Raw genomic sequence first — 23,799 nt, forward strand, 5'->3', positions numbered from 1 at the left:
ACATTCGGCTTCGGAGCACGACTTCAGCCGCTTGCCCGCAGCAGCAGCACCGTCCGGGCCGGGACCGTGATCGCGGTCCCCGCGGGGTACGTGGTGTCGGGCTCCTCGCTCTGCTCCTCCCGGCCGGTGTCGACGACCACCTCGTACCGCTCCGCCCACGGGGCGCCCGGCAGGACGAAGCCGGCCGGCTCCTCGCCCGCGTGCAGGACGGCGAGGAAGCTGTCGTCGGTGATCGGATCGCCGTGCTCGTCGCGGCCCGGGATGTCCCTGCCGGACAGGTACATGCCGAGGGTGGCGGCGGGGGCGTACCAGTCCCGCTCCGTCATCTCCGTGCCGACCGCGGTGAACCAGGCCAGATCGCGCAGGCCGTCCGCGGAGTGCGCGCGGCCGGAGAAGAAGGCCCGGCGGCGCAGCACCGGGTGCCGGTGGCGCAGCGCGATCAGGCGTGAGGCCAGCGCGAACAGGGGGCGCCACTGAGGGTCGTCCAGCAGGCTCCAGTCCACCCAGCTGGTCTCATTGTCCTGGCAGTAGGCGTTGTTGCTCCCGCGCTGGGTGCGGCCCATCTCGTCGCCCGCGACCAGCATCGGCACCCCGGTCGACAGCAGCAGCGTGGTCAGCAGGTTGCGCAGCTGGCGCCGCCGCAGCGCACGCACCTCGGCGTCGTCCGTCTCCCCCTCCGTGCCGCAGTTCCAGGACCGGTTGTCGTCCGTGCCGTCCCGGTTGCCCTCGCCGTTGGCCTCGTTGTGCTTGCGCTCGTACGACACGAGGTCGCGGAGCGTGAAGCCGTCGTGCGCGGTGACGAAGTTGACCGAGGCGTACGGCCGCCGCCCGCCCCACGCGTACAGGTCGCTGGACCCCGACAGGCGGTACCCCATCTCCCGTACGTCCGGCAGCGCGTGGCGCCAGAAGTCCCGCACCGCGTTGCGGTAGCGGTCGTTCCACTCGGTCCACAGAGGAGGGAAGGCGCCCACCCGGTACCCGCCCGAGCCGACGTCCCACGGCTCGGCGATCAGCTTCACCCGGCGCAGCACCGGGTCCTGCGCGATCACCGCGAGGAACGGGGAGAGCATGTCGACGTCGTGCATCGAGCGGGCCAGCGCCGCCGCCAGGTCGAAGCGGAAGCCGTCCACGCCCATCTCGGTGACCCAGTAGCGCAGCGAGTCGGTGATCAGGCGCAGCACGTGCGGCTGGACGACGTGCAGGGTGTTGCCGCAGCCGGTGTAGTCGGCGTACCGGCGGGCGTCGGGCTGCAGGCGGTAGTAGCCGCGGTTGTCGATGCCCTTCAGGGAGAGCGTCGGGCCCAGCTCGCCCGCCTCCGCCGTGTGGTTGTAGACCACGTCGAGGATCACCTCGATGCCGGCCGCGTGCAGCGCGCGCACCATCCGCTTGAACTCGCCGACCTGCTCACCGGTGGTGCCGGAGGCGGCGTAGGCGGCGTGCGGGGCGAAGTAGCCGACCGAGTTGTAGCCCCAGTAGTTCTTCAGGCCGCGGTCCAGCAGGTGGCTCTCGTGCGCGAACTGGTGCACCGGCAGCAGCTCCACCGCCGTCACCCCGAGCCGCGTCAGGTGTTCGATCGCCGCGGGGTGTGCGAGGCCCGCGTACGTGCCGCGCGACTCGGGCGGGATGCCGGGGTGGAGCTTGGTGAAGCCGCGCACGTGCAGCTCGTAGATGACCGAGTCCGCCCACGGTGTCTTGGGTCTGCGGTCGTCCGACCAGTCGTCGTCGTCGTGCACCACGACGCCCTTGGGGACGAACGGCGCCGAGTCCCGGTCGTCGCGCACGGTGTCCGCCACCCGCTGCTCCGGCCAGTCCCGCACATGGCCGTACACCTCGGACGGCAGGCCGAAGTCGCCGTCCACGGCGCGGGCGTACGGGTCGAGGAGCAGCTTCGCCGGGTTCCAGCGGGCGCCGGTCCACGGGTCCCAGCGGCCGTGCACCCGGTAGCCGTAGCGCTGCCCGGGCCGGACGCCCGGCACGAAGCCGTGCCAGATCTCGTGGGTCAGCTCGGTCAGCCGCACCCGGCTCTCGCGGGCACCGGGGCCCGGCCCGTCGAACAGGCACAGCTCCACCGCCTCCGCTCCGCCCGCCCACAGCGCGAAGTTGGTCCCCGCCACCTGGTCGGGCCCGGTCCGGAACCGGGCGCCCAGCGGCACCGGAGTGCCCGGCCGGGCCGGCACGGCGGGCGGCGGCGCGGCGCGCCGCCCGCCGTTCACCACGACGGCGGGGTGACCGTCCGAGGCGGCCCGCCCGTCCGCCACCGGCCGCCCGCCCGCGGCGGCCCGCTCCCCGGGCACCGCCTCCTGCTCGGCTGCGCTGGACACCTGTCAGCCTCCCACGGCTCGTGGAACGACGTCCGGCAGGAGGGCGTGCGGCGTCCCGGCCGCTGCTCCCCGTCGCGTCGTCCTCCCCACAGTTCTGCCCACCGGGTGGCTCGCACTCACGTTTCCCCAGGGCCGACCGGTCGTTACGGGTGGATGTGAGGCACGTACACGAGCGCGCACGGCGCGCGGGCGCCGCTCTGGCCGCCCTACTGACATGCGCGGGACTGCTGGCCGCAGCCGCCGGATGCACCTCGGACGGCGGCGGCGCCGGGTCCGGGATCGGCTCGGGCATCGGCGAGATGTTCGGCAAACAGCCCGCCGCCGAGGACGTCATCCGCGTCACCCCCGACGACGGGAGCAAGGCCGTCCGGCCGGACAGGAAGCTGTCGGTGCGGGTGCCCGACGGGCGCCTGGAATCGGTGCGGGTCGTCCGGTCGCAGGACGCGCAGGAGACCCCGGTGCCCGGCCGGATCTCCGAGGACGGCCTCAGCTGGCGGCCCGACGACGACCGGCTCGCGCTCGCCGCCAAGTACACGGTCGACGCCGTCGCCCTGGACGGCGGCGGACACCGCTCCGCCCGGCACACCACGTTCACCACCGAGGTCCCCGAGGAACGCTTCATCGCCTACGTCGCCCCCGAGAACCGCTCGGTCGTCGGCACCGGCATGATCGTCTCGCTGGAGTTCAACCGGGAGATCACCGACCGCGCCGCCGTCGAACGCGCCGTCACGGTCACCGCGAAGCCCGCCACCGAGATCCGCCCCCACTGGTTCGGCAAGGACCGCCTCGACTTCCGTCCCAAGGAGTACTGGAAGCCCGGCACCGAGGTCACCGTCGACCTGGACCTGCGGGACGTCGAGGGCGCCAAGGGCGTCTACGGGCTCCAGCACAAGAAGGTCTCCTTCACCGTCGGCCGCAGCCAGGTCTCCCGCGTCGACGCGGCCGAGCGGACCATGGAGGTGCGCCGGGACGGCACCCTGCTGGCCACCGTGCCGATCACCGCGGGGGCACCGACGACGCCCACCTACAACGGCCGGATGGTGATCACCGAGATGCTGGAGGTCACCCGCATGAACAGCCGCACGGTCGGCTTCGGCGGCGAGTACGACATCCCCGACGTCCCGCACGCCATCCGCCTGACCAGCTCGGGCACCTTCCTGCACGGCAACTACTGGGCGCCCGCCGACACCTTCGGCCGGGCCAACGTCAGCCACGGCTGCGTCGGACTGCGCGACGACAAGGGCGGCGGGTCCGACACCCCGGCGGGCTGGTTCTTCGACCGCAGCCTCATCGGCGACGTCGTCGAGGTGGTCCGCAGCAAGGACAAGACCGTGGCCCCCGACAACGGCCTCAGTGGCTGGAACATGAAGTGGAAGCAATGGAAGGCGGGCAGCGCGGTGAAGTGACACCGGCCGCGCCTCGCGGCACCCCCCGCCAACTCGGTACGGAACGGTGACAATTCACCTGTCCCCCGACCCCCTGGCCTGCGGTTACGATGCGCCGGTGCGCGCTGGCGCACTGGGGTGCGGGCCGGACCAGGCCCGGCGAGGGGAGATCAAGGTGAACGTGCGTCCGATAGCGGGGGCGGTACTCGGGCTGCTGATGCTGACCGTCACCGCGTGCGGTGGGAGCGGCTCGGGCTCGGGGGCCGGGGACGGCAAGGGGGAGAAGGCCAAGGACTCCACCGCGGCACAGGGCGAGCAGTCCGCGGCCGTCGTCACCATCGCTCCCGCGAACGGGGCCGAGGCCGTCGACACCAACGGCGCCCTGAAGGTCGGCGCCGCGAAGGGCAAGCTCACCGAGGTCGTCGTCAAGGACGGCAAGGGCGCGAAGATCGACGGGAAGATATCCGGGGACGGCGCCACCTGGACGCCGTCCACCCACCTGGCCGCCGCCACCACGTACAGCGTGCACGCGGTCGCCAAGGACTCCGAGGGCCGCACCGCCGCCGAGGACTCCCGCTTCACCACCCTGACGCCGAAGAACACCTTCGTCGGCACCTTCACTCCGGAGGACGGCTCGAAGGTCGGCGTCGGCATGCCGTTCTCGATCCGCTTCACCCGGGGCATCACCAACCCCGAGGACGTCGAGAAGGCCATCACCGTCAAGACCGAGCCGGCCGTCGAGGTCGAGGGCCACTGGTTCGGCAACGACCGCCTCGACTTCCGCCCCGAGAAGTACTGGAAGGCCGGCACCAAGGTCACCGTCGACCTCAACCTCGACGGCGTCGAGGGCCGCGAGGACGTCTACGGCGAGCAGGCCAAGACCGTCTCCTTCACCGTCGGCCGCAGCCAGGTCTCCGTCGTGGACGCCAAGAAGCACACGATGAAGGTCGTGCGGGACGGCAAGACGATCAAGACCATCCCCGTCACCACCGGCGCGCCCGGCTACGAGACCTGGAACGGCCAGATGGTCATCACCGAGCGGCTCCCGGTGACCCGGATGAACGGCGAGACCGTCGGCTACGGCGGCGAGTACGACATCAAGGACGTCCCGCACGCCATGCGCCTGTCCACCTCCGGCACCTTCATCCACGGCAACTACTGGGGCGGCGACGTCTTCGGCAACAGCAACGCCAGCCACGGCTGCATCGGCCTGCGCGACGTGCGCGGCGGCTGGGACAAGGGGGCCCCGGCCCGCTGGTTCTTCGAGAACTCGCTCATCGGCGACGTGGTCGTCGTCAAGAACTCCGAGGACGCCACCATCGCCCCCGACAACGGCCTCAACGGCTGGAACATGTCCTGGGAGAAGTGGAAGGCGTGAGCGCCGGGACGGTCCCCGCGCCCAAAGGGGCGCGGGGACCTGCGCGAGCAACCCACCACCGGCCATGACGCCGACGACGCACCCGCAGTCCCACGGGCAGTGAACGCCCGCTAACCTGCGGAGCATGACCGTACATCTCGAAGTCGCGGACGGCGTCGGAACGCTGCGCCTGGACCGCCCGCCCATGAACGCACTGGACGTCGCCACCCAGGACCGGCTGAAGGAGCTGGCCGAGGAGATCACCCGGCGCGAGGACGTACGCGCCGTGGTGATCCACGGCGGCGAGAAGGTGTTCGCGGCGGGCGCGGACATCAAGGAGATGCAGGTGATGGACCACGCGGCGATGATCGCGCGGTCCCGCGCCCTGCAGGACTCCTTCACGGCGGTGGCCCGCATCCCCAAGCCGGTGGTCGCGGCGGTGACCGGCTACGCGCTGGGCGGCGGCTGCGAACTCGCCCTCTGCGCCGACTTCCGCATCGCGGGGGAGAACGCCAAGCTGGGCCAGCCCGAGATCCTGCTCGGCCTGATCCCGGGCGCGGGCGGCACCCAGCGGCTGTCCCGCTTGATCGGCCCCTCCAAGGCCAAGGACCTCATCTTCACCGGCCGCCAGGTGAAGGCCGACGAGGCGCTGGCGCTCGGCCTGGTGGACCGGGTGGTCCCGGCCGCCGAGGTCTACGAGCAGGCACACGCCTGGGCCGCGCGGCTCGCCAAGGGCCCCGCCATCGCGCTGCGCGCGGCGAAGGAGGCGATCGACACCGGTCTCGAGACGGACATCGAGACCGGTCTCGCCGTCGAGCGCAACTGGTTCGCGGGCCTGTTCGCCACGGAGGACCGAGAACGCGGGATGCGCAGCTTCGTGGAAGAGGGCCCCGGCAAGGCGAAGTTCCTCTGACGGTGCCTCGTCCGAAGTCGCCCCGCACCCCTTGCAATTGACGCGGTGTCTGATCCGGGTCCCTCGATGGGGCGGTTTATGGCAGCCTTAACGCACCATTAAGCGCGTCTTGTCGAGGGAGTCCGTCGCTTGTCTCCGGCCGAGCCGTTCTCGCAGGTCAGTGGGGCTGTTTCCGACCCCGAACTGCCTGCGGCATATGCCGATCGACCGTCGCCGGGCCCGGCTCCCGCGGGGGCCTATTCCCCGGGAACGGCCCCGGAGCCCGCCGAGGGCGGCCATGATGGGGGCATGGCGGGGCTGGATGGTACGGAACTGCCGCGGGGAGCCGGACGTGCGACCGCGGCGCGCTGGTCGCCGGCGGTCGAGGACGAACGCGCGCTCAAGGCGCTGGAACTGTTCGGCAACCCGACGGAGCGCGAGGTTCCGTTACCCTCCCGCCCCGAGTCCGCCGCCACCGCCCGCCGACTGGCCCAGGTCGTCGCCCTGCGCCAGTGGCAGCTCGGCCCCAAGGTCACGGAGGACGCCGTCCTGCTCGTCTCCGAGCTGGTCGGCAACGCCGTACGCCACACCGGCGCCCGGATCTTCGGCCTCCGCATGCGCCGCCGCCCCGGCTGGATCCGCGTCGAGGTCCGCGACCCCTCCCGGGGGCTGCCCTGTCTGATGCCGGTGCAGGAGACGGACATCAGCGGACGCGGCCTCTTCCTCGTCGACAAGCTCTCCGACCGGTGGGGCGTGGACCTGCTGCCGCGCGGGAAGACCACCTGGTTCGAGATGCGGGTCGTGGACCGCTGAGAGCCCATGTGCCGCTGAAAGCAAGCCGGTTCGCGGGACACGCCACCTACGGGTGAGAATCCGGAACGCGACCCTCCGCAGCCGGGATCGTATCCGCATGATCACCACTCGCCTGCGCCGACGGACCGCCGCCGCCGTCCTGTCGCTCTCCGCGGTCCTCGCCACCACCGCCGCCACCGCACCCGGAGCCGCCCCGGCCCCCTCGGCCGCCCCCGCCAAGGCCGCACCGGCCTGCCCCCAGTTCGACGACAAGACCAAGGCCGCAGCCGACCGCGGCGTCGACATCGACCGCATCACCCCCGAGCCGGTCTGGCGCACCACCTGCGGCACCCTCTACCGCAGCGACAGCCGCGGCCCGCAGGTCGTCTTCGAAGAGGGCTTCCACGCCAAGGACGTCGAGAACGGCCAGTACGACGTCGAGAAGTACGTCCTGGTCAACCAGCCCTCGCCGTACGTCTCGACGAGCTACGACCACGACCTCTACAAGACCTGGTACAAGTCCGGCTACAACTACTACATCGACGCCCCCGGCGGCATCGACGTCAACAAGACCATCGGCGACACCCACAAGTGGGCCGACCAGGTCGAGGTCGCCTTCCCCGGCGGCATCCAGCGGAAGTACATCATCGGCGTCTGCCCGGTCGACCGGCAGACCAAGACCGAGATCATGAGCGACTGCGAGAGCAACCCGCACTACCAGCCCTGGCACTGACCGGCCCCGCCCAGAGGACGGCCGCGGCTCAGGACCGCAGGAACAGCGCCTCCGAACCCACCGGCCGGTAACCCGCCGCCTGGAACGCCCGCAGACTGCGGGCGTTCCCCGCCGACACCTGCGCCCACACCGGCTCACCCCCGCCCAGCTGCCGCGCCGCCGTCACCAGCAGCCGCCCCAGCCCCCGGTGCCGGGCGCCCTCCGCCACCTCCACGGCAACCTCCAGCCGCCCGGCCACCCCGCGGCCCAGCACCAGCACCCCGCCGTCCGCCGCCCACACCCGCACCCCGTCGCGACGCCGCCGGGCCGCGACCACGCGGGGATGCCCCGGATCGGCGACCTCCGTCAGCGCGACCTCCGGGCGCCCAGGGAGCGGGGCACCGGTCAGCAGCACGTCGATCGTGTCCGTCGTCCGTCCCGTGCGCTCCGCGAACGCCGCCAGGAACCGGGCGTTCATCGTCGCGGCCAGGGGATCGCAGCGCAGCGACGCCAGGGTCTTGCGCACCCACCCCTCGTCCTCGTCGGTGAAGACGACCGAGTGCGCCGTGAAGGCGATGACCCCCGCGTCCCGCCCACCGGGCTGCGGCACCACGCTCGTCCCGCCGTCCGCGGGCGGGAACGCTCCCCGCGCCGCCGCGTCCAGAATGTCCCGCAGGCTCTCCGCCACACTGCGCTCCTTGAGTCTCCACCCACTGGAAGGCACAGACTCCCAGACATGACCGACGACGGCACCGGCCTCATGACCATCGGCGCACTGGCGCGCACCACCGGACTCACGGCGCGCACCATCCGCTACTGGTCCGACGAGGGCGCCCTGCCCCCGGTCACCCGCTCCCCGGGCGGCTACCGGCTCTACGACGCCGCGTCCGTCGCCCGCCTGGAGCTGATCCGGACCCTGCGCGAACTGGGCCTCGGCCTGGACGCCGTACGCCGCGTCCTGGCCGGAGAGACCACCGTCGCCCAGGTCGCGGCGGCGCACGTGAGTGCCCTGGACGCCCAGATCAGCTCGCTGAGGGTGACCCGCGCGGTGCTGTCCACCGTGGCACGACGCGGCTCGACCGCCGAGGAGATGACCCTGATGAACAAGCTGGCCCGACTGTCCGCCGCCGAACGGCGGCGCATCATCGAGGACTTCATGGCCGAGGTGTTCGCCGGTATCGACACCGCGGACCCCGACATCCGCACCCGCCTGCGCTTCGCCGCCGCCGACCTGCCCGACGAACCCACTTCGGAGCAGGTGGACGCCTGGGTGGAGCTGGCCGAGCTGATCCAGGACCCGGAGTTCCGCGGGACGATGCGCCGGATGATCGAGTTCAACGCGGCGGACCGGGGGCCGGACGTCCCCGCGGGCTCCTCGCTGTGGTTCGTGAGCCGCCTGGTGCAGCTCGCGGGCGACGCCCTGCGCGAGGGCGTCGCACCGGACTCGCCGCGGGCCGCCGACATCGTGCGCGCGCTGATCGGCGACGCCGACCCCGCCGTCGTACTCGAACGCCTCACCGCGGTGACCAACGTCCGGCTCGCCCGCTACCGGGAACTGTCGGCGATCGTGAACGGCCTGGAGCCCCCCTCCGCCCACGAGGAGCAGTTCAGGTGGGTGGTCGCCGCACTGGGCGCTCGGACGTCCGGTTAATCTGACCTGCGTCAGATGGACCCAATGCACGGAACGAGGGGCGGACCGGTGGCCGACATCGAGGAAGCACGCAAGCAGTTCGAGCGGATCGACACGGACGGGGACGGCCTCATCACCGCGGCCGAGTTCAAGTCCGCGCTCGCCCAGGGCGGCGACTGGAACGTCACCGAGTCGGTGGCCGAGGCGATCATCGCCGGCCGCGACCTCGACGGCGACAAGCAGCTGTCGTTCGACGAGTTCTGGGCCCACCTGAACAAGTAACGACGCCGCGACCAAGGGGCGCCCGCCGATCACCCGGACGGGCGACCCCGTCGCGGAATAGCTCACCCCGGCCGGAGGTTGGGCTGGTCACGGGCGTGAGCCGTCGGGCTCCGCGTGACACGACCTCCGAAAGGCCAGGCGATCGGCATCATGAAGATCGGCATCATCGGCGCGGGCAACATCGGCGGCAACCTCACCCGGCGGCTCACCGCCCTCGGGCACGACGTCTCCGTCGCCAACTCGCGCGGGCCGCACACGCTCACCGCGCTGGCCGAGGAGACCGGCGCCACCCCGGTGCCGGTGGAGGAGGCGGCGCGCGGCGCCGAGATCGTGGTCGTCACGGTCCCGCAGAAGCGGGTCCCGGACCTGCCGTCCGGCGTCCTGGACGGGGCGGCGGAGGGCGTCGCGGTCATCGACACCGGCAACTACTACCCGCAGCAGCGGGACGGCAGGATCGCGGGCATCGAGGACGAGGGCCTCACCGAGAGCCGCTGGACCGAACGCCACCTCGGCCACCCGGTGATCAAGGCCTTCAACGGCACCTACGCCCAGGACATCCTGGACCGCCCCCGTCCGGCCGACGCACCCGACCGTATGGCGCTCCCGGTGGCCGGTGACGACGAGGCAGCCAAGACGAAGGTCCGCGCCCTGATCGACGAGCTGGGCTTCGACACCGTCGACGCGGGCGGCATCGACGACTCCTGGCGCCAGCAGCCGGACACCCCGGTCTACGGCCTGCGCGAGGGCGTCGACGGCGTCACCAAGGCGCTGGCGGAGGCGTCCCCGGAGCGTCCCGCGGCCTTCCGGGGCTGATCCGGCCCTCAGGCGCTCTGGGCCCACTCCTTGAGCGCGGCCCTGCTCGCGAAGTCCGCCACGTTGGTGTCGACCGGGTCGTCGGTGTACTGGTGGAAGCGCCACTTGGCCTGGATGCGCGGCTTGCCCGCCGAGACGTAGTCGGCGATCCACAGGCCGTCGCCCGCGTACGAGGTGGTGTCGATGTTCAGCCAGAAGTTCCGGTTGCAGTAGAGGACGATCCGGTTGTCCGGCCGCAGCGCCTTCAGCTTCCGGATGAAGCTGTCCTTCTCCGCGTTGCTCGGGTGGGTGCCCTCGCCGTTCGTCTCCCAGTCGACGGCGAGGATGTCGCCCTTGCGGTCGGGGGCCTTGGAGACGAAGTACTCGGCCTGGGCGGTGAGGTTGCCCGGCCACAGGAAGTGGTAGAAGCCGACGACGAGTCCGGCGTCGCGGGCCCGCTTCGTCTGGGCCGAGAGCTTGGGGTTGACGTACGAACGGCCCTCCGTCGCCTTCACGAAGACGAAGGAGAGGCCGTCGGTGTCGTAACTGGAGGACTGGTAGGCGCTGACGTCGATGCCGCGCAGCATGGGGCCTCCCTGAGGGGCTGTGGGGGGACGGGAGTTGGTTATTCCCCACGATGGCACGGCCGATCCCCACTCGAAGCGGAAACGTCGACTTCGCTTCGCCCGGGCGCCATTGACGCGCGTAGCGCGGTGCCCCACGCTGGGCTCCGGTTCATGGACGACTCGACGGTCGGGAGGCCGGGATGTTCAGACGCGTGTCACGTCTCCTTCTCTCATTTGTCATGCTCATGGCTGGGGCGGTGGCCGGGGTGGGCGCCACCGCCGGCACCGCGCACGCCGACTCCTGCTACACCTGGAACCGCACCCTCTCCCAGGGCTCCTCCGGCAGCGACGTGACGCAGCTCCAGATCCGCGTCGCGGGCTGGGTCACCTCCGGCGAACGGCTCTCCTACGACGGCCAGTACGGCGCCCGGACCGCCGCCGCCGTCAAGAAGTTCCAGGCCGCCTACGGGCTGGGCGCGGACGGCGTCGCGGGCCCGGCGACCTTCAGCAAGATCTACGCGCTCCAGGACGCGGACTGCACACCCGTCCACTTCTCCTACGCGGAGCTGAACAAGTGCAACTCGGACTGGTCGGGCGGCGCGGTCTCCGCCGCCACCGCCAAGGCGAACGCGCTGAAGACCATGTGGAAGCTGGAGGCGATGCGGCACGCCCTCGGCGACGTGCCGATCACGATCTCCAGCGGTTTCCGCTCCCGTGCCTGCAACAGCGCGGTGGGCGGCTCGTCCACCAGCCGCCACCTCTACGGCGACGCCGCCGACCTCACCGGCTCGCCCAGCTTCTGCCGGCTCGCCCAGCAGTCCAGGACCCACGGCTTCTCGGAGATCCTCGGCCCGGGCTACCCAGGCCACAACGACCACACCCACGTGGCCTTCGACCCGTCGCCGTACTGGTCGGCCCCGAACTGCGGCATCTGAGCCGCCGGTGACCGTACGCCGGGCGTCGAGGCGCTCGGCGTACGGCGGTGGCGGACGGCGCCGGGCGGACCGGCGGGTTCAGGAGGCGACCGCGGCCGTCCGGGGGCTCTCCTCGGCGGAGTCGGGCTCGCCCTCGTCCAGGGAGACGTCCTTGGTCTCCTTGCCGAGCAGCAGGGCGGTCAGCGTCAGCACGGCCATCGCGGAGAGGTAGACGCCGACCAGCCACGGCGATCCGTCACCGGCCTCCCACAGCGCCACCGCTATGAACGGGGCGACGGCCGCGCCGAGGATCGAGCTGACGTTGTACGCGATGCCGGATCCGGTGTAGCGCACACTCGTCGGGAACAGCTCCGGCAGCAGCGCGCCCATCGGGCCGAAGGTCATGCCCATCAGCGTGAAGCCGAGCACCAGCCACAGCACCACGCCGAGCGTGCCCAGACCGATCAGGGGCACCCAGACCAGGCCGAAGACCACGATCGCGGCGGTGATCCAGATCAGGGTGGCGCGGCGTCCGTACTTGTCGGCGAGCGGGCCGGAGACCAGGGTGAAGACGGCGAAGAACACCACGCCGAAGATCATCATCAGGACGAACGTGGTGTAGCTGTAGCCGAGCCCCGGCACGTCGGCGTCCTTCGCGGCGCGGCCGTAGCTCAGCGAGAACGTGGTCATCAGGTAGAAGAGCACGTACGTGGCCAGCATGATGAAGGTGCCGAGGACCAGCTGCTTCCAGTGGCCCTGGACCACGGTGGCCAGCGGGAGTTTCTGAACCTTGCCGGCCTCGCGGGTTTTGGCGAACACCGTGGACTCGACGAGCCGCGAGCGCACCCACAGGCCGATCGCGACCATCACGGCGGAGAACAGGAACGGGATGCGCCAGCCCCAGCTCGCGAAGGCCTCGGAGGGCTGGGTGGGGTCGGCGCCGGCGTCCGAGGGCAGCAGCGCCCCGATGATCAGGAACAGGCCGTTGCCGATGATGAAGCCGAGCGGGGCGCCCAGCTGCGGGAAGGTCCCGTACAGGGCGCGCTTGCCCCGGGGCGCGTTCTCGGTCGCGACCAGCGCGGCCCCGCTCCACTCGCCGCCGAGCGCGAAGCCCTGCGCGAGCCGCATCAGCACGAGCAGCGCGGTGGCGACCCAGCCGGCCTGGGCGTAGGTCGGCAGGGCGCCGATGAGGAAGGTGGCGATGCCCATGGTGAGCAGCGAGACGACCAGCGTCTTCTTGCGGCCGAGCCGGTCGCCGAGGTGTCCGAAGAAGACGGCGCCGATCGGCCGGGCGACCATCGCGGCGCCGAAGACCGCGAACGACGACAGCAGGGCCGTGGTGGGGTCGCTGCTCGGGAAGAAGAGCTTCGGGAAGACGAGGACGGCGGCGGTCGCGTAGATGTAGAAGTCGTAGAACTCGATCGTCGTGCCCATGAGGCTGGCGATGAGGACCCGGGACCGGGGGTTGACGGGTGGCTGGGACGCTGGGCCGGAGGCTGGTGCGGGCATGGCTCGGTCTTTCACGCGCGAAACATGGGCCCTGCAACGATCTCAGTCGTCTTGTTTTTCGGAAAGCGGATGTCACGATGTGAGACAGCCGCTGTCTGTGTCCTCAGCACTCGATGATGTTCACCGCGAGCCCGCCCCGCGCCGTCTCCTTGTACTTGACCGACATGTCGGCGCCGGTGTCCTTCATGGTCTTGATGACCTTGTCGAGGGACACCTTGTGGGAGCCGTCGCCGCGCATCGCCATCCGGGCCGCCGTGACCGCCTTGACCGCGGCCATGCCGTTGCGCTCGATGCAGGGGATCTGGACCAGGCCGCCGACCGGGTCGCAGGTGAGGCCGAGGTTGTGCTCCATGCCGATCTCGGCGGCGTTCTCCACCTGCTCCGGGGTGCCGCCCAGCACCTCGGCGAGGGCGCCGGCCGCCATCGAGCAGGCGGAGCCGACCTCGCCCTGGCAGCCGACCTCGGCGCCGGAGATGGAGGCGTTCTCCTTGAAGAGCATGCCGATGGCGCCCGCGGCGAGCAGGAAGCGGACCACGCCGTCCTCGTCGGCGCCGGGCACGAAGTTCATGTAGTAGTGCAGGACCGCCGGGATGATGCCGGCCGCGCCGTTGGTGGGGGCGGTGACGACCCGGCCGCCGGCCGCGTTCTCCTCGTTCACGGCCATGGCGTAGAGGGTGATCCACTCCATGGACAGGGCCAGCGGGTCGCCCTCGGAGCGCAGCTTGCGCGCGGTGTTGGCGGCGCGGCGGCGGACCTTCAGGCCGCCCGGCAGGATGCCCTCGCGGGTCATGCCGCGCTCCACGCACGCCCGCATCACCCGCCAGATCTCCAGCAGGCCCTCGCGGATCTCGTCCTCGTCGCGCCAGGCCCGCTCGTTCTCCAGCATCAGGGCGGAGATGGACAGGCCCGTCTCCTTGGCCAGGCGCAGCAGCTCGTCGCCGGTGCGGAAGGGGTACTTGAGCACCGTGTCGTCGAGCACGATCCGGTCGGCGCCCACCGCGTCCTCGTCGACGACGAAGCCGCCGCCGACCGAGTAGTAGGTCTTGGTCAGCACCTCGGTGCCCTCGGCGTCGTACGCCCACAGCGTCATGCCGTTGGCGTGGTAGGGGAGGGCCTTGCGGCGGTGCAGGACCATGTCGTCGTCGTAGGAGAAGGAGATCTCGTGCTCGGCGAGGAGGCGGAGGCGGCCCGAGGTCCTGATCGTCTCGACGCGCTCGTCGGCCGTCTCCACGTCGACCGTGCGCGGGGAGTCGCCCTCCAGACCGAGGAGCACCGCCTTGGGGGTGCCGTGGCCGTGGCCGGTGGCGCCGAGCGAGCCGTACAGCTCGGCGCGGACCGAGGCGACGGAGTCCAGCAGCTCCTCGTTGCGCAGGCGGCGGGCGAACATGCGGGCCGCGCGCATCGGGCCGACCGTGTGGGAGCTCGACGGGCCGATGCCGATCGAGAACAGGTCGAAGACCGAGATGGCCACGGGGACTCCTCAGAACGGGGGTGGTGCGGAGGGGGTGCCGAGGGGCGGGGCGCCCGGCCGCTTGTGGCGGATGCGGCGCCCCACCCCTCGGGCGCGGTGTCTACTTGTTCAGACCCGGGTACAGCGGGTGCTTGTCGGCCAGGGCCTTCACCCGGGCCTTGAGGGCCTGGGTGTCGTAGGACGGCTTCAGCGCCTCGGCGATCACGTCCGCGACCTCGGCGAAGTCCTCGGCGGTGAAGCCGCGGGTCGCCAGGGCCGGCGTACCGATGCGCAGACCGGAGGTCACCATCGGCGGACGCGGGTCGTTCGGGACGGCGTTGCGGTTGACCGTGATGCCGACCTCGTGGAGGCGGTCCTCGGCCTGCTGTCCGTCCAGCTCGGAGTCGCGCAGGTCGACCAGGACCAGGTGCACGTCCGTGCCTCCGGTCAGGACGGACACGCCCGCCGCCTTCGCGTCGTCCCGCACCAGGCGCTCGGCCAGGATGCGGGCACCCTCCAGCGTACGGCCCTGGCGCTCCTTGAAGTCCTCGCTCGCGGCGACCTTGAAGGCGACGGCCTTGGCGGCCACCACGTGCTCCAGCGGGCCACCCTGCTGACCGGGGAAGACGGCGGAGTTGATCTTCTTGGCCAGCTCGGCCGTGGAGAGGATCACACCGCCGCGCGGGCCGCCCAGCGTCTTGTGGGTGGTGGTGGTGACGACGTGGGCGTGCGGCACCGGGTTCGGGTGCAGGCCCGCCGCGACCAGACCGGCGAAGTGCGCCATGTCGACCATGAGGTACGCGCCGACCTCGTCCGCGACCTTGCGGAACGCGGCGAAGTCCAGCTGACGCGGGTAGGCCGACCAGCCGGCCACGATCAGCTTCGGCCTGGTCTCCTTGGCGAGGCGCTCCACCTCGGCCATGTCGACCTGGCCGTCGTCGCCGACGTGGTAGGGGACGACGTTGTAGAGCTTGCCGGAGAAGTTGATCTTCATGCCGTGGGTCAGGTGCCCGCCGTGGGCGAGGTTCAGACCCATGATCGTGTCGCCCGGCTTGAGCAGCGCGAACATCGCGGCCGCGTTGGCCTGGGCGCCCGAGTGCGGCTGCACGTTGGCGTGCTCGGCGCCGAAGAGCGCCTTGACCCGGTCGATGGCGATCTGCTCGACCACGTCGACGTGCTCGCAGCCGCCGTAGTAGCGGCGGCCGGGGTAGCCCTCGGCGTACTTGTTGGTGAGGACCGAGCCCTGGGCCTCCATGACCGCGACCGGGGCGAAGTTCTCCGAGGCGATCATCTCGAGGGTGGACTGCTGGCGGTCCAGCTCGGCGTCGACGGCGGCGGCGACGTCGGGGTCCAGCTCGTGCAGGGGTGTGTTCAGAAGCGACATGCGGTCGGGACTCCTCAGCCGGCGGTGAAGGCGGTGTACTCGTCGGCGGAGAGCAGGTCGGCCGGCTCGTCCGAGATCCGCACCTTGAACAGCCAGCCGCCCTCGAAGGGGGCGCTGTTCACCAGCGACGGGTCGTTGACGACGTCCTCGTTGACCTCGGTGATCTCGCCGGAGACGGGCGAGTACAGGTCGGAGACGGACTTGGTCGACTCCAGTTCGCCGCAGGTCTCGCCCGCGGTCACCGAGTCGCCGACCTCGGGAAGCTGCACGAAGACGACGTCACCGAGCGCGTTGGCCGCGTGCTCCGTGATGCCGACCGTCGAGACGCCGTCCTCGGCGCCCGACAGCCACTCGTGCTCCTTGCTGTAGCGCAGCTGCTGGGGGTTGCTCATGGCCTGAATTCTCCTGTACGCGAGGAAGTGGCTGGTGAAGGGGGTGGTGGGGCGGTACGTCACACGGCGGCGACGCCGCCCGGGACACAGGGGGCCGGCGCCGCCCAGTGTCTACTTCTGGCGCTTGTAGAACGGCAGCGCCACGACCTCGTACGGCTCGTGGCTGCCCCGGATGTCCACACCGACACCCTCCGTGCCCGGGGCCGCGTGCGCGGGGTCGACGTACGCCATGGCGATCGGCTTGCCCAGCGTCGGGGACGGGGCGCCGGAGGTCACCTCGCCGATCACCTCGCCGCCGGCGACGACCGGGTACCCGGCGCGCGGCACCCGGCGGCCCTCGGCGACCAGGCCGACCAGGACCCGGGGCGGCTCGGAAGCGGCGCGCTCGGCGGCCTCGGCCAGCGCGGCGCGCCCGACGAAGTCGCCCTCCTTCTCGAACTTCACCACCCGGCCCAGACCGGCGTCGAACGGCGTCAGCGCGGTCGACAGCTCGTTGCCGTACAGCGGCATGCCCGCCTCCAGGCGGAGCGTGTCCCGGCAGGACAGGCCGCACGGGATCAGCCCGGCGCCCTCGCCCGCCCGGGTCAGCGCCTGCCACAGCTCGACGGCGTGCTCCGGCTTCACGAACAGCTCGAAGCCGTCCTCGCCGGTGTAGCCGGTGCGCGCGATCAGCGCCGGGACCCCGGCGACCGTGCCGGGCAGCCCGGCGTAGTACTTCAGGCCGTCCAGGTCGGCGTCGGTGAGCGAGGCGAGGATGCCCGGGGACTCCGGGCCCTGCACGGCGAGCAGCGCGTAGGAGTCCCGGTCGTCGCGCACCTCGGCCTCGAAGCCCGCCGCCCGCTCGGTCAGCGCGTCCAGCACGACCTGGGCGTTGGAGGCGTTGGCGACCACCATGTAGTGAGAAGAGGCGGCCTGGGCTTCTCCCAGCCGGTAGACGATCAGGTCGTCCAGGATGCCGCCGTCCTCGCGGCAGATCATGGTGTAGCGGGCCCGGCCCGGCTTCACGCTGCCGATGTTGCCGACCAGCGCGTGGTTCAGCAGCTCGGCCGCCTGCGGCCCGGTGACGGTGATCTCACCCATGTGCGAGAGGTCGAAGAGACCGGCGCGGGTGCGCACCGCGACGTGTTCCTCGCGCTCGGAGCCGTAGCGCAGGGGCATGTCCCAGCCGGCGAAGTCGGTCATCGTCGCGCCCAGTGCGCGATGCGTGGCATCGAGCGCGGTACGGCGCAGTTCGGTACTGCTCATCGGTCGGTCGTCTCCCAGGACAGGACGGGGCGAGGTCGGTCCTCCCCATCTGTCATCGGAACCTGAGAGGTTCGCCACGGCCACCGGAGTACGGCGATCAGGGCTTGCACCTTGGGTGGGACCGCCGTCGGGGGCGGTCCGCTTTTCAGATGTGCCTCGCCCGCGCGGTAACGGGGCCTGAGAGATTCAAGGGAGGGACTTGCTCCTTCGGCGCCCCGGCGCGGCCGGGGACTCTCCCGCGCGGATTCAAACGGCCGGTATGCAGTTGGCGCCGCCATCATTGCACGCCCGGCTCATCCGTGGCAGACCGTGATCTGTAACCGGCTTGTGGCAGTAAGCGAACGAAAACGCGAGACCCGCGCATTACCTTCTCTTTACACTCGACGGGGAGGTACTCGTGTACCGCCCCAGGGGAGGACGATCACGGTGAACAGGACCACGGCGTACGCCACGACCTCCGGACTCGCGCTGCCCAAGCAGCCCGCCGCTCCGGCCCCCGAGGCATGCGCCCCACTGACCGCACCCGTCGTCCGCGATCTGCGGGACCGCGACGGCCGCAGCCCGCACGCCCTGCTCTTCGGACCCCGGGACCTGGTGGTGATCACCGGCCTGCCCGGCAGCGGCAAGTCCACGCTGATGCGGCGCACCGTGCGCGGCGGCCGCATCGACTCCCAGGACACCCGCGACCGCTGGGACCGCCGCATGCCGCGCTTCCTGCCGTACGCGCTCTACCGCCCGCTCGTCCGCCTCGCCCACTACGCGGGGCTGCGCCGCGCGCTGCGCTCCGGCGAGGGCGTCGTCGTGCACGACTGCGGCACCCAGGCCTGGGTGCGCGCCTGGCTGGCCCGCGAGGCCCGCCGCCGGGAGGGCACCCTGCACCTGCTGCTCCTCGACGTCGCTCCCGGCGAGGCCCTGGCCGGCCAGCGCGAGCGCGGCCGCGGCGTCTCGCGGTACGCGTTCCTGCGGCACCGCACGGCCAACTCCCGCCTGCTGCGCGAGGTGACCGAAGGCACCCTGCCCGCCGGCTGCGCCTCGGCGGTCGTCCTCGACCGGGCGGCGGCCGACACCCTCCGCCGCATCGCCTTCACGGGGTGACGCAGGGTAGGGCCCCGGGATCGAACGGGTTAGCCTTTCAGCCACGAACGGCGGTACCAGGCAGGCGGTAGGTAGGCAGATGGACTTCCCGGCACAGGCGCACCCCCACCCGCACGGCGGATGGCCAGGCAACGAGCTGGAGGAGGTGCTGTCCGCCTCCCTCGGTATCCCCTCGGCCGGTGGCCGGATCGTGGAGGTTCTCGGCCGCAGCTTCCTGTGGATACCCCTGCCCAACGGCGGCGGCCCGCACAGCGGCCCCCTCGACCTGCCCTCGCTGGAGATCGACGGCCAGGCGTACGTGCCGGTGTTCAGCTCCGAGGAGCAGTTGCGCCAGGTCGCGGGGGCGCACATGGCGTACACCATCGCCCCCGCCGCGGAGTTCGCCCGCGGCCTGCCCCCGCAGGTCGGCATCGCGGTGAACCCGGAGGGCGTGGTCGGCATCCCGCTGCCGCCGCCCGCCGTGGCCGAGCTGTGCCGGGCCGGACGCACGCCGCTGGACGGGCCCTCCTCCGGCGGCCGGGTCCGCCTCTTCGAGCCGGACTGGCAGGACGACCCGGTGGACTTCCTGGCCGCGGCCTCCGCCGAGTTCGCCGCCATCGGCGTCGTACGCAGCGCGCGCCGCTGCCTGGCCGCCGTCGAGACCGCCGACCCGGTCCTGTTCGTCGGCGTCGAACTCACCCACTGGGAGGGCGACGCCCGCGCCCTCCCCCTGGACGCCCTCGGCCGAGCCCTCGCCAAGTCCCCCTTGAAATGGCAGGTCAACCTGATCCTCCTGGAGGCGGCCCAGGACCCGGTCTGCGACTGGATGCGCGAAAAGGTCAGGCCGTTCTACAACAGCGGCCTGTAAACGCCGGTTGGGAGAACTCACCCAGGGGCGCGGGGAACGGCGCGATCAACCACGACGAAACCCGCACCCGCCGGACGGCAAGGAGCCCCGAGCTCCTAGGCACCCCCGCACCCGGCGGAGCCTTAAGCTGGACCCGACACCGGGGGAACTCTCGAAGGGGCGATACACGTGAGCGCCAGCGGCACCACGACCGGACAGGTCGAGCACATGCTGCGCCAGGTGACGCCCGGGCGCTACGACGCCTACGAGGCCCTGCTGCGCGCCCTCGCCACCCCCGCCTCCGGCCAGGTCTGGATGCTGCTGTGGCACGGCCAGGCCGGCTCTCCGGACGCCCAGTACGGGAACATGGAGGTCGAAGGCTACGGCTACGCGCCCTGCGTCACCTCCGCCCAGGAGCTGTCGGCCAGCGGCTGGAACCGGTCGTACGAAGTGGTCGACGGCCTGGAGGTCGCCCGCGCCCTCTACCCGGACCACTACGGCCTCTGGCTCAACCCGCACGCCCCCGGCGGCGGCGTCGGCATTCCCTGGCTCGACCTGCGCCGCATCGCCTCCGGCCTGGACCGCCAGCCCGCCGGGCCCCTGCGGCTGTCCGAACCGGCCATCGAGATCCCGCAGTTCTACGCCCTGCTCGCGCAGAACGCCCACCGCACCCCGGCGGTCCGCGCGCTGCGCCGTGCCTGGGTGCAGCCGGCGCTGGGGGCGCCGTACCTCGCCATCGGTCTGGACGTGTACGACACCTCCCCGCCGGCCGTCGACGCGGTGCGCGCGATGATGCAGCAGTCCGTCGGCGCGGTGCCGGACGGGCTGCCGGTGTCGACGGTGGCGATGACCGACGCCCACGACCCGGTCGCCCTGTGGCTGCGTGCCAACGCGCGCCCGTTCTACGACCGCGAGGCCCACGCGGCCGCCCCCGCCCAGGCGCCGGCGGGCGGGTACGGATACCCTCCGGCCGGTAGCCGGTACTGAGGGCCGCGGGGTTCGCGGACCCCGCGGACCCCTGCCGGAAGAGGCGATCTTCGCGCGTAGATGACGACGCAAAGCACCCTCTTGTCCCCGATGTCCCAACTCGCCCGTGTCCGGCCCCCGTTACCCACTGTCCGGATAACGGAACACCTCAAACAGCATCACGGTTGCGCATCCATTCCCCGTCAAGTCTGGCTACAGATCGCCAAAGCGTTGAAGACTCCCGCAACAAGGGGTGGATGCTCGCCTCTTTGTACGACGGACTGGATCACGCCGCTACAGCGGCAAGTGCGGGCCGGCTACCGCCGGTTGAGAGGGGTCCCTGCCAGATGACGGCACCATTGCACGAGCCGACCGCGGAAGCGGCCCCGAGTGCGGCAGAGGAAGCGGCGGTCGCCGGCGCCGAGGCCAAGTCGGTACAAGGGCGCTCCCTGGGCCGGATCGCCTGGGAGCGCCTGAAGAGGGACCGGCTGGCCCTCGCGGGCGGCATCGTGGTGCTGGTCCTCATCCTGGTCGCCGTCTTCGCGCCCCTGATCACCTCCCTGTACGGGCAGGAGCCCAACGCCTACAACGAGGACATGATCGACCCGCTCTTCGGCACCCCCACGGGCTCCCTGGGCGGCGTCAACGGCGACCACTGGCTCGGCGTGGAGCCGGTCAACGGCCGCGACATCTTCGCCCGCATCGTCCACGGCGCCCGGATCTCGCTGCTCGTCGGCTTCCTGTCCGCCATGGTCGCCGTGGTCATCGGCACCGTGCTGGGTGTGCTCGCCGGCTTCTTCGGCGGCTGGGTCGACTCCCTCATCAGCCGGATCATGGACGGCCTGCTGGCCTTCCCGCAGCTCCTGTTCATCATCGCGCTGGTGTCCGTGATGCCGGACTCCATGCTGGGGCTGAGCGGCACGGGCGTGCGTCTGCTCATGATGATCGTGGTCATCGGCTTCTTCGGCTGGCCCTACATCGGCCGTGTGGTCCGCGGCCAGACCCTGTCCATGCGTGAGCGGGAGTACGTCGAGGCGGCCAGGTCGCTGGGGGCCGGACGGTTCTACATCCTGTTCAAGGAACTGCTGCCCAACCTGGTGGCGCCGATCATCGTCTACACCACGATGATGATCCCCACCAACATCCTCACCGAGGCGGCGCTCAGCTTCCTGGGCGTGGGCGTCAAGCCGCCCACATCGTCCTGGGGGCAGATGCTCTCGAGCGCGATCGACTACTACAAGTCGGACCCCATGTACATGGTGGTCCCCGGTGTGGCGATCTTCATCACCGTTCTTGCCTTCAACCTCTTCGGTGACGGCGTGCGCGACGCGCTGGACCCGAAGGGCTCCCGCTGACCCTGCCGTACCGCAAGGCGACCCGTGGCACCTGCACGGGGTCTCTCATCTAATCCGGAGGATCCGAGATCGTGACTACCCAACGCACCTCAGGGCGGCGCAAGCAGGCTTTGGCCGCTGCCGCAGTGGTCGCCGCGCTGCTGACCACGGCGGCGTGCGGCGGAGGCGGCGACGACGACAATGGCAGCGGCGGTTCGAAGAACGGCGCGGCCGGCTTCGACGCGGCCAACAACAAGGTCGCCCAGGCCTCCGAGGCCAAGAAGGGCGGCACGCTGAAGTTCGCGAGCACGCAGGACGCCGACTCGTGGGACACCACGCGCGGCTACTACGGCTTCATGTGGAACTTCTCCCGCTACTACAGCCGCCAGCTCGTCACCAACAAGACGGAGCCGGGCAAGACCGGTGCGGAGGTCACCCCCGACCTCGCCGCGGACGTCGCCAAGGTCTCGGACGACGGCAAGACCTACACGTACACCCTGCGTGACGGCGTCACCTGGGAGGACGGCAAGCCGATCACCTCCAAGGACGTCAAGTACGGCATCGAGCGCGTCTGGGCGCAGGACGTGCTGTCCGGCGGCCCGACGTACCTCAAGGAGGTGCTCGACCCCAAGGACGAGTACAAGGGCCCGTACAAGGACAAGTCCAAGGACAAGCTCGGCCTGAAGGCGATCGAGACGCCGGACGACAAGACCATCGTCTTCAAGCTCCCGCAGGCCAACTCGGACTTCGAGGAGATGCTCGCGCTGACCTCGGCGTCCCCGGTCCGCCAGGACAAGGACACCAAGTCCAAGTACGGCCTGCACCCGTTCTCCTCGGGCCCGTACAAGTTCGAGTCCTACAACCCCGGCAAGGACCTGACCCTGGTCCGCAACGCCGAGTGGAAGCAGAGCTCGGACCCGGTCCGCAAGGCGTACCCGGACAAGATCACGATCAAGTTCTTCACCAACGCCAACGACATGGACGCCCGCCTGATCGCCGGCGACTACGACATCGACCTGGCGCAGACCGGTCTGTCCCCGCAGGGCCGCACCACCGCCCTGAAGGAGCACAAGTCCAACCTGGACAACCCGGTCTCGGGTTACATCCGGTACGCGGCGTTCCCGCAGACCGTGAAGCCGTTCGACAACATCCACTGCCGCAAGGCCGTGCTCTACGGGGCCGACCACGTCTCCCTGCAGACCGCGCGCGGCGGTCCGGTGGCCGGCGGTGACATCGGCACCAACATGCTGCCGCCCGCCGTTCCGGGTGCCGAGGGCCAGAAGTACGACCCGTACGAGATGGCCGGTGCCAACAAGAAGGGCAACGTCGAGAAGGCCAAGGAAGAGCTGAAGGCCTGCAACAAGCCGAACGGCTTCAAGACCACCATCGCGGTCCGCAACAACAAGCCGGTCGAGGTCGCCACCGCCGAGTCCCTCCAGGCCTCGCTGAAGAAGGTCGGCATCGACGTCGAGATCGACCAGTACGACGGCTCGCAGTACGCCAGCGTCATCGGTAGCCCCACGAACGTGAAGAAGAAGGGCTACGGCATCATCATCATGGGCTGGGGCCCGGACTTCCCGTCCGTGCAGGGCTACGGTCTGCCGCTGTGGCACAGCGACTACATCCTCGACAGCGCGAACAACAACTTCGCGATGATCGACGACCCGAAGATCGACGGTCTCTTCGCCGACTACCTGACCGAGCTGGACGACGCCGGCAAGACGAAGATCGCCTCGGAGATCAACCACAAGGTGATGGAGGGCGCGTACTACCTGCCCTTCGTCTTCGAGAAGTTCATCAACTGGCGCTCCAGCAACATCGCGAACGTGTACACCACCGACGCCTACAGCGGTATGTACGACTTCGTGAACCTCGGTCTGAAGAACCCCAAGAAGTAACCGGTACACCCGCCGTACGGCACGAAAGGCAGGTGAAGGCCGGCGCGGCGTGACCGC

22 protein-coding genes and 1 riboswitch are annotated in these 23,799 nt (G+C 70.9%); of the genes, 14 read left to right on the top strand and 8 right to left on the bottom strand.

Translation table 11 applies throughout. The features are described 5' to 3' along the window. Window positions 1-23: 23 nt before the first annotated feature. The gene (glgX, locus tag ACGH52_RS26955; RefSeq protein ID WP_399943047.1) at window positions 24-2,321 is read right to left on the bottom strand and encodes a glycogen debranching protein GlgX; all 2,298 of its coding nucleotides are present in this window, start codon (window positions 2,319-2,321) and stop codon (window positions 24-26) included. Between the two features lie 155 nt (window positions 2,322-2,476). On the opposite strand from glgX, the gene ACGH52_RS26960 reads away from it, so the two are divergent. The 5 genes from ACGH52_RS26960 (at window position 2,477) to ACGH52_RS26980 (ending at window position 7,480) form a co-directional block, all read left to right on the top strand. Beyond that, entirely contained in the window at window positions 2,477-3,727 is a 1,251-nt protein-coding gene (locus tag ACGH52_RS26960; RefSeq protein ID WP_121703008.1) for an Ig-like domain-containing protein, read from the top strand. Between the two features lie 154 nt (window positions 3,728-3,881). Next, window positions 3,882-5,084, top strand: coding sequence for an Ig-like domain-containing protein (locus ACGH52_RS26965; protein ID WP_076976417.1), 1,203 nt, complete (start codon window positions 3,882-3,884; stop codon window positions 5,082-5,084). A 124-nt stretch (window positions 5,085-5,208) separates the two neighbouring features. Continuing rightward, window positions 5,209-5,976: an enoyl-CoA hydratase/isomerase family protein gene (locus ACGH52_RS26970; RefSeq protein ID WP_059302257.1), complete on the top strand. Its 768-nt coding sequence runs from the start codon at window positions 5,209-5,211 to the stop codon at window positions 5,974-5,976. Between the two features lie 288 nt (window positions 5,977-6,264). Beyond that, window positions 6,265-6,768, top strand: a complete 504-nt coding sequence (locus ACGH52_RS26975; protein ID WP_059302258.1) for an ATP-binding protein — start codon at window positions 6,265-6,267, stop codon at window positions 6,766-6,768. A gap of 97 nt (window positions 6,769-6,865) precedes the next feature. Beyond that, the gene (locus tag ACGH52_RS26980) at window positions 6,866-7,480 is read left to right on the top strand and encodes an ADP-ribosyltransferase (protein ID WP_059302259.1); all 615 of its coding nucleotides are present in this window, start codon (window positions 6,866-6,868) and stop codon (window positions 7,478-7,480) included. Window positions 7,481-7,508: 28 nt separating this feature from the next. Here ACGH52_RS26980 and ACGH52_RS26985 read toward each other — a convergent pair whose 3' ends face one another. Continuing rightward, complete coding sequence (locus tag ACGH52_RS26985; protein WP_399943051.1) at window positions 7,509-8,147, bottom strand: GNAT family N-acetyltransferase; 639 nt, start codon at window positions 8,145-8,147, stop codon at window positions 7,509-7,511. Window positions 8,148-8,195: 48 nt separating this feature from the next. On the opposite strand from ACGH52_RS26985, the gene ACGH52_RS26990 reads away from it, so the two are divergent. From ACGH52_RS26990 to ACGH52_RS27000, 3 genes are all read left to right on the top strand, one after another. Then, the gene (locus tag ACGH52_RS26990) at window positions 8,196-9,110 is read left to right on the top strand and encodes a MerR family transcriptional regulator (protein ID WP_076976420.1); all 915 of its coding nucleotides are present in this window, start codon (window positions 8,196-8,198) and stop codon (window positions 9,108-9,110) included. Window positions 9,111-9,158: 48 nt separating this feature from the next. Then, the gene (locus tag ACGH52_RS26995; protein ID WP_059302262.1) at window positions 9,159-9,371 is read left to right on the top strand and encodes an EF-hand domain-containing protein; all 213 of its coding nucleotides are present in this window, start codon (window positions 9,159-9,161) and stop codon (window positions 9,369-9,371) included. Window positions 9,372-9,512: 141 nt separating this feature from the next. Further along, window positions 9,513-10,184 carry an NADPH-dependent F420 reductase gene (locus ACGH52_RS27000; RefSeq protein ID WP_399946885.1) on the top strand — a complete coding sequence of 224 codons (672 nt, stop codon included), beginning with the start codon at window positions 9,513-9,515 and terminating at the stop codon, window positions 10,182-10,184. An 8-nt stretch (window positions 10,185-10,192) separates the two neighbouring features. Here ACGH52_RS27000 and ACGH52_RS27005 read toward each other — a convergent pair whose 3' ends face one another. Beyond that, the gene (locus ACGH52_RS27005; RefSeq protein WP_076976423.1) at window positions 10,193-10,750 is read right to left on the bottom strand and encodes a glycoside hydrolase family 25 protein; all 558 of its coding nucleotides are present in this window, start codon (window positions 10,748-10,750) and stop codon (window positions 10,193-10,195) included. Window positions 10,751-10,929: 179 nt separating this feature from the next. On the opposite strand from ACGH52_RS27005, the gene ACGH52_RS27010 reads away from it, so the two are divergent. After that, on the top strand, window positions 10,930-11,664 hold the full coding sequence (locus tag ACGH52_RS27010) for a D-Ala-D-Ala carboxypeptidase family metallohydrolase (RefSeq protein WP_059302265.1): 735 nt from the start codon (window positions 10,930-10,932) through the stop codon (window positions 11,662-11,664). Window positions 11,665-11,742: 78 nt separating this feature from the next. Here ACGH52_RS27010 and ACGH52_RS27015 read toward each other — a convergent pair whose 3' ends face one another. The 5 genes from ACGH52_RS27015 to gcvT form a co-directional block, all read right to left on the bottom strand. Next, window positions 11,743-13,152 carry an MFS transporter gene (locus tag ACGH52_RS27015; protein ID WP_121700880.1) on the bottom strand — a complete coding sequence of 470 codons (1,410 nt, stop codon included), beginning with the start codon at window positions 13,150-13,152 and terminating at the stop codon, window positions 11,743-11,745. A gap of 103 nt (window positions 13,153-13,255) precedes the next feature. Beyond that, window positions 13,256-14,623: an L-serine ammonia-lyase gene (locus ACGH52_RS27020; protein WP_399943056.1), complete on the bottom strand. Its 1,368-nt coding sequence runs from the start codon at window positions 14,621-14,623 to the stop codon at window positions 13,256-13,258. Between the two features lie 100 nt (window positions 14,624-14,723). After that, entirely contained in the window at window positions 14,724-15,986 is a 1,263-nt protein-coding gene (glyA, locus tag ACGH52_RS27025; protein ID WP_210974404.1) for a serine hydroxymethyltransferase, read from the bottom strand. A 14-nt stretch (window positions 15,987-16,000) separates the two neighbouring features. Next, window positions 16,001-16,378 (bottom strand): glycine cleavage system protein GcvH, encoded by a 378-nt coding sequence (gcvH, locus tag ACGH52_RS27030; protein ID WP_059302269.1) that lies wholly within the window; start codon window positions 16,376-16,378, stop codon window positions 16,001-16,003. Window positions 16,379-16,489: 111 nt separating this feature from the next. Further along, window positions 16,490-17,623 (bottom strand): glycine cleavage system aminomethyltransferase GcvT, encoded by a 1,134-nt coding sequence (gene gcvT / locus ACGH52_RS27035; RefSeq protein ID WP_399943060.1) that lies wholly within the window; start codon window positions 17,621-17,623, stop codon window positions 16,490-16,492. 155 nt (window positions 17,624-17,778) lie between these two features. Then, window positions 17,779-17,872, bottom strand: a riboswitch (glycine riboswitch). A 177-nt stretch (window positions 17,873-18,049) separates the two neighbouring features. Between gcvT and ACGH52_RS27040 the strand changes: the two genes are divergently transcribed. The 5 genes from ACGH52_RS27040 to ACGH52_RS27060 all read left to right on the top strand — a co-directional run bounded on the left by ACGH52_RS27040 (window position 18,050) and on the right by ACGH52_RS27060 (window position 23,742). Beyond that, entirely contained in the window at window positions 18,050-18,718 is a 669-nt protein-coding gene (locus tag ACGH52_RS27040) for an AAA family ATPase (RefSeq protein WP_059302271.1), read from the top strand. A gap of 79 nt (window positions 18,719-18,797) precedes the next feature. Beyond that, window positions 18,798-19,565 (top strand): enhanced serine sensitivity protein SseB, encoded by a 768-nt coding sequence (locus ACGH52_RS27045; protein WP_121703864.1) that lies wholly within the window; start codon window positions 18,798-18,800, stop codon window positions 19,563-19,565. Between the two features lie 168 nt (window positions 19,566-19,733). Continuing rightward, on the top strand, window positions 19,734-20,531 hold the full coding sequence (locus ACGH52_RS27050; protein ID WP_076976430.1) for an enhanced serine sensitivity protein SseB C-terminal domain-containing protein: 798 nt from the start codon (window positions 19,734-19,736) through the stop codon (window positions 20,529-20,531). A 326-nt stretch (window positions 20,532-20,857) separates the two neighbouring features. Then, a complete protein-coding gene (locus ACGH52_RS27055) occupies window positions 20,858-21,865 on the top strand; it encodes an ABC transporter permease (protein ID WP_076976431.1) in 1,008 nt (335 codons plus the stop codon). Window positions 21,866-21,936: 71 nt separating this feature from the next. Continuing rightward, the gene (locus ACGH52_RS27060) at window positions 21,937-23,742 is read left to right on the top strand and encodes an ABC transporter substrate-binding protein (protein WP_210974406.1); all 1,806 of its coding nucleotides are present in this window, start codon (window positions 21,937-21,939) and stop codon (window positions 23,740-23,742) included. Window positions 23,743-23,799 lie beyond the last annotated feature (57 nt).

It is taken from the genome of Streptomyces sp. BBFR25 (assembly GCF_044590125.1).
In the GTDB taxonomy this organism is placed as follows: Bacteria; Actinomycetota; Actinomycetes; order Streptomycetales; family Streptomycetaceae; genus Streptomyces; species Streptomyces canus_D.